This is a genomic window from Mycobacterium sp. (genome assembly GCF_049280035.1).
Lineage (GTDB): Bacteria > Actinomycetota > Actinomycetes > Mycobacteriales > Mycobacteriaceae > Mycobacterium.
In genome coordinates this window covers 1-5,236 of the sequence record NZ_JBAPPI010000411.1, presented here as the reverse complement: position 1 = coordinate 5,236, position 5,236 = coordinate 1, and the positions used below count along the sequence as shown (strand labels likewise).

4 protein-coding genes, 1 tRNA gene and 1 pseudogene are annotated in these 5,236 nt (G+C 66.0%); 3 read left to right on the top strand and 3 right to left on the bottom strand.

Annotation, left to right across the window (positions count from 1 at the left end; translation table 11 throughout):
* From WAN71_RS13740 to WAN71_RS13730, 3 genes and pseudogenes are all read right to left on the bottom strand, one after another.
* A pseudogene (locus WAN71_RS13740) lies at positions 1-545 on the bottom strand (hypothetical protein); the annotation flags it as partial.
* On the bottom strand, positions 542-847 hold the full coding sequence (locus tag WAN71_RS13735; RefSeq protein ID WP_422225860.1) for a WXG100 family type VII secretion target: 306 nt from the start codon (positions 845-847) through the stop codon (positions 542-544). The pseudogene WAN71_RS13740 and the gene WAN71_RS13735, both read right to left, overlap by 4 nt.
* A gap of 195 nt (positions 848-1,042) precedes the next feature.
* Positions 1,043-1,116: transfer RNA gene (locus WAN71_RS13730), tRNA-Gly, on the bottom strand.
* Positions 1,117-1,197: 81 nt separating this feature from the next.
* Between WAN71_RS13730 and dcd the strand changes: the two genes are divergently transcribed.
* The 3 genes from dcd to WAN71_RS13715 form a co-directional block, all read left to right on the top strand.
* Entirely contained in the window at positions 1,198-1,770 is a 573-nt protein-coding gene (dcd, locus tag WAN71_RS13725; protein WP_422225859.1) for a dCTP deaminase, read from the top strand.
* A gap of 113 nt (positions 1,771-1,883) precedes the next feature.
* Entirely contained in the window at positions 1,884-3,830 is a 1,947-nt protein-coding gene (locus WAN71_RS13720) for a DUF7159 family protein (protein ID WP_422225858.1), read from the top strand.
* Between the two features lie 207 nt (positions 3,831-4,037).
* A partial coding sequence (locus tag WAN71_RS13715) for a DUF7159 family protein (RefSeq protein ID WP_422225857.1) occupies positions 4,038-5,236 on the top strand: 1,199 nt, incomplete at its 3' end.

Genomic DNA, 5,236 nt, shown 5'->3' with positions numbered 1-5,236 from the left:
CCCGGTTGTGGTGGCGCTTGCGGGATTTCACGCCCGTTGTAGTCGAGCTGGGTTTCGCCGACGGCGGCGTTCAAAGCGGTGGCCAGCTCATGATCGGTCGCGTGGGCTTTGGTGTTGAGCGTGTCGAGGTGGGACTGCAGGATCTGGCGCTGTAACTCGGCTTCCTCGGATCCCATCAGCAGCCAGGTGTCGCCAATGTCGACTTTCCAGTCGTCGGTGATGGTCCAGCCGTTGGCCTGCGCGTCGTGGTCGATCTCGCTCATCATTGACGTGCAGATTTGCACGTCCTCCCACAGGGTTGAGACCGCCGCGCCCACCTGTCTGGACTGGCGCCCGTCGGCCTCGATGTCTTTGCGGGCCTTGCCCAGGTCTGCCCGAAAGGCGTCGCCGCCTTCGCCCTGCCACTGCTGTAGCTGCGCATCGACCTGGCCCAAATCCTGCCCGAGCCGTTGCAGGGTGCCCGCCCGTGCGTCGGCGACCTGGAATACCTTAAGGATCGCAGCGGGATCCCAGTGGCGGACGTCGTTGGGGGTTAGTTGGCTCATCCGGGGTTGATCGAGCGGACCATCTGCGCCGACGCGTCCTCGTTGGTCGTGTAGTCCTGACCCGCGGTGATAACGAAGTTGTTCAGCGACCCGAGGTTGCGCTTATGACTGGCGTGCTTGACTTGCCAGTGGGCCAGCAACTTGTCGAGCGCCTTGGCTGAGTCGCCGATCCACCCCGGCGCGGCGTCGGCAATCCCGTCCTCGTGGACGATGAAATCCACTGCGGCATCACCGACTGCGCTGTCAATGTGGTCGCTGCCGGTCTGCAGCGCCGCCAAATCCACATGCAACCTATCGGCCATGATGGTCGTCTTCCCTTGTCGCATCCTCGGGAAAAGCATAGGTTGCTGCTCCAACTGCGCAACGCACCAATCTCGGAACGGAGTCGAATTCAACAACACAGTGACTAGCCCCGGCACGGGCAGGCGTCGGTGCAGATGCAGGCTGTGCCAAAAACGATGCTGGATGGGTTCGAACAGCGTTGCGGCTGCTCAGATTGGAGCCGATGACGGGAATCGAACCCGCGTATTCAGCTTGGGAAGCTGATGTTCTGCCATTGAACTACATCGGCGCGGTGCTTCGGAAGGCTAACACCCGGCGTCGCGTCGTTCATCAACTCCGCGAGCCCGAGTCGAGCGGATACGCTCGTCGCGTGCTGCTCTCCGATCGTGATCTCAGGGCCGAAATCGCCGCCGGCCGGTTGGGAATTGACCCGTTCGACGACGCCTTGGTCCAGCCGTCCAGCGTGGACGTTCGTCTCGACAGTCTGTTCCGGGTGTTCAACAACACCCGATACACGCATATCGACCCCGCACAGCAACAAGACGAGTTGACCAGCCTGGTGGAACCGGTCAACGGCGAACCGTTCGTGCTGCACCCCGGTGAGTTCGTGCTCGGCTCGACGCTGGAACTGTGCACGCTGCCCGATGACTTGGCGGGCCGGCTGGAGGGCAAATCGTCGCTGGGGCGCCTGGGGCTGCTCACCCACTCGACCGCCGGCTTCATCGACCCCGGCTTCAGCGGTCACATCACGCTGGAACTCTCCAACGTCGCGAACCTGCCGATCACACTCTGGCCCGGGATGAAGATCGGTCAGCTGTGCATCCTGCGGTTGACCAGCCCGGCCGAGCATCCCTACGGCAGCGCGCGGGCGGGATCGAAGTATCAGGGTCAGCGCGGACCGACGCCGTCTCGGTCGTACCAGAACTTCATAAGGTCCTCATAACTTGCGCTGTAACGCTGCATAGACCTTTTCGCGACCATCTCTACAGATGGGCGGCCGGCGCGGTGCACTCCTCCGCTTAGACCGTGGGGTTAACGGGGGCCTTTGGAGGAGCGATGGACGTCGTACTCGGCATGTCGATGGCACCCACAGCGGTCCGTATGGTGCTGGTGGAAGGCGAAAACGCCGACGGCCGCACTGTCGGCCAAGACAATTTTGATATCAGCTGCGATGACGACGCAGCGACGGTGAGCGCCGCCGATCGAGTGATCTCGGCGATATTGGGCAGTCGGGAAGACGCCACACAAGCTGGCTATGTGCTGGCATCGACGGGAGTGACCTGGACCAACCCGGTGGACGCTGCGACCCTGCGCGAGGCCTTGGCCACCCGCAAGATCGAAAACGTCATGTTGGTCTCGGCCTTTATGGCTGCGGCCGCGCTGGCGCAGATGGTGGGCAGCGCTACCGGCAACGCGCACACCGCCCTGCTGTTCGTGGAAGCCGACACCGCGACGCTGGCCGTCGTCGACTCCGCCGACGGTTCCATCACCGATGTCCACAAAGAGTCCATTTCCAGCGTCGACACTGTTGCGGAGCTGGCCGGGCTGGTCGCCGGCTTGGACGGGCTGGAGCCCCATCCTCAACACCTGTTCCTCGTCGGTTCTGGTGTGGACATCGCGGCGCTCAAGCCGCAGTTGGAGGCGGTGACGTCGCTTCCGGTGAGCGCACCGGAAGAGCCGGAGACAGCGTTGGCTTGGGGTGCTGCGCTGGCGTCGGCCAGCGCGCCGATGTTTGCGTCGTCGACCGCTGCCCTGGCCTGCGCGCAAGATCCCGTCACCGGCGTGATCGATCCCTACGCGGTGTCCCCGGGATACCTTGCGGTGCCGGATGTTCCGCCGGGCACCGAGCTGGGTGAGGAGGACCTCGCCTATAGCGCCGACCCGGATGAGGAAGCCGAAGCCGAGACCACCCTCCTGGATCTGGCCAGCACCGAGCATCACGAGCGCCGGCCGGTTTTGCTCGTCGGCACCGTATTGATGGTGGCCTCTGTTGCCGCAGTCTTGGCGCTGGAGGTCTCGCTAGCACTCGGTATCCGGCCGAGTGCTGTTGCGCTGCTGCCCCGGCCGCTGCAAAACCTTCTTATCCCAACCCCGCAAGCGCCGGCGCCCGCGCCGGCTCCGGCAAGCGCCCCGGTGCCGCAGGTCGATCGCCTGCCGGCGCCGGTGGTGGCGCCTCGACTGGCGAACGCTCCGATTCCGGCTCCCCCTGCTGCGGTTCCGGTAATCCCGCCGCCTCCGGCCGCGCCGCCGGCACCGGTCGTCGCTCCCCGAGTGCCTGTGCTGATCCCGTTGCCCGTGCCGATTCACGTGGCTCCGCCAGCGCCGGTTAATCCTCTTCCGTTCAACCTGCCGGGGTTGCATCCTCCTGGGCAGTTGCCGGGCTCGCCGCCGGGGCATTTCCCCGCACCCCAGCCGCCGGTGCAGCTGCCGCAGCCGCAGCCTCCGGTCAATGAGCCGGTGCCAGTCCACCAACCGTGGCCAGTTCACCAGCCGTGGCCAGTTCACCAGCCGGTGCCAGTCCACCAGCCGGCTCCGGAGGCACCGGGGATGCCGGGCATGGCCCCGGATGCACCGGGGATGCCGGGCATGCATGCCCCGGATGCACCGGGGATGCCGGGCATGGCCCCGGATGCACCGGGGATGCCGGGCATGCCGGCTCCGGAGGCACCGGGGTTGCCGGGCATGCCGGCTCCGGAGGCACCGGGGATGCCGGGCATGCATGCTCCGGACGCACCGGGGATGCCGGGCAACCCTGTTGGCGGCAATGGCACTGGTGCTGACCGCGGATTCGGCGGTTTCGGCGGCAACCACGGGGATGGCGGAGCTCCGGGCGGCTTTGGTGGGGGTGACCACGGCTTCGGCGGTTTCGGTGGGGGTGACCACGGCTTCGGCGGCGGCGGCTTCGGCGGCGGCGGCTTCGGCGGTTTCGGCGGAGGCGGTTTTGGTGGAGGCGGCGGCTTCGGTGGTGGCGGCGGCCACGGCGGAGGCGGCGGGCACCACTAAGTCGTCCGCCATGGCAGTGGCGGGGTACTGTCGGCATGAAGGGTCAGCGGGGGCGACCGTTCTCTGACTAGAACTTCATATAGCCCAGCTAACTTCGTTAGCGGTAACGCCGCACCGGGGTGCGGCGATGAGTCTTGTGGTGGGGAGCCCAGCCGATGCGCTGAACCCTGCCGTTAGTGGACCGCTGGCAAACAACATGGAGGAGTTGTGGAAACCGTTCTTGGTGTGTCGATGGCACCCACGACGGTCCGCATGGTGCTGGTTGAGGGGGAAAACGCCGACGGCGTCACCGTCGATGAGGAAAACTTCGGCGTCACCGACGGCGAAGACCCGGCAACCTTCAGCGCACCGGATCAGGTGGTTGCGGCAATTCTGGGCACTCGTGAAGGCGCCGACGAGGCCGGCTATCAGCTGTTGTCGACCGGCGTGACATGGAGTGACCAGCTGCAAGCCGCGGAATTACGTGACGTGTTGGCGGCCCGCAAGGTCGAGAACGTCATGCTGGTTTCGGCGTTTTTGGCCGCGGCGGCGTTGGCTCAGTCGATGGGCAGCACGACCGGTTATGCGCGCACCGCGCTGCTGTACATCGAGCCCGATTCCGCGACGTTGGCAGTGGTGGACACCACCGACGGCTCGATTGCTGATGTAAGCCGTGAACTGCTGCCCGACGACGATGACCAGGCGGTAGCCAAGCTGGTCGGGCTGGTCTCTGCGGCTGAGGCGCTAGAAGATCACCCGGAGGGCTTGTTGGTGGTGGGCTCCGGTGTCGACGTCCCGTTGATCAAGCCGGCGTTGGAGGCGGCGACGTCGCTTCCGCTAACCGTGCCTGAGCAGCCCGACATGGCGCTGGCCAGAGGGGCGGCGCTGGCATCGGCCAGTGCGCCGTTGTTCGCGTCGTCGACCGAAGCGCTGGCCTACGCGCTGGATCCGGGCACCGGTTCGGTGAGCCAGCATGCGCTCGCGCCCGGGTATCTGGCTGTCGCCGCAGCGGCTGCGGGTGTCGAGCCGGATGCAGACGCGTTGGCCTACAGCGCCGTTGCTGACGACTCGGCGGCGGTTTACACCCAAGGGGGTCCCGACGCCTACGCCGATGTCGAGGAGGAAGAAGACTTCACCACCGGCATGTACCCGGACTTCGGCGCGGCAGCGTTCGGGCAGCCGACTCGCACACCGTTCTTGGCGGCGATGAGCGTGATGATTATTTTTGTCGTAGGCGTTGTGGCATTGGTGATTTCGCTGGCGTTCAGTATTCGACCGTCGGTCAGTTCGCGGCCCAGCCTTGCCCAAAATGTGGTGGCCCCCAGGCATGTTTCGACCCCGTTGCCTAAGGCGGTGGTGCCGGCGCCGCCCGCACCTGCACCTGCCCCAGCGCCGGCTCCGGTGGCCGCTCCGGCGCCGGTCCACGC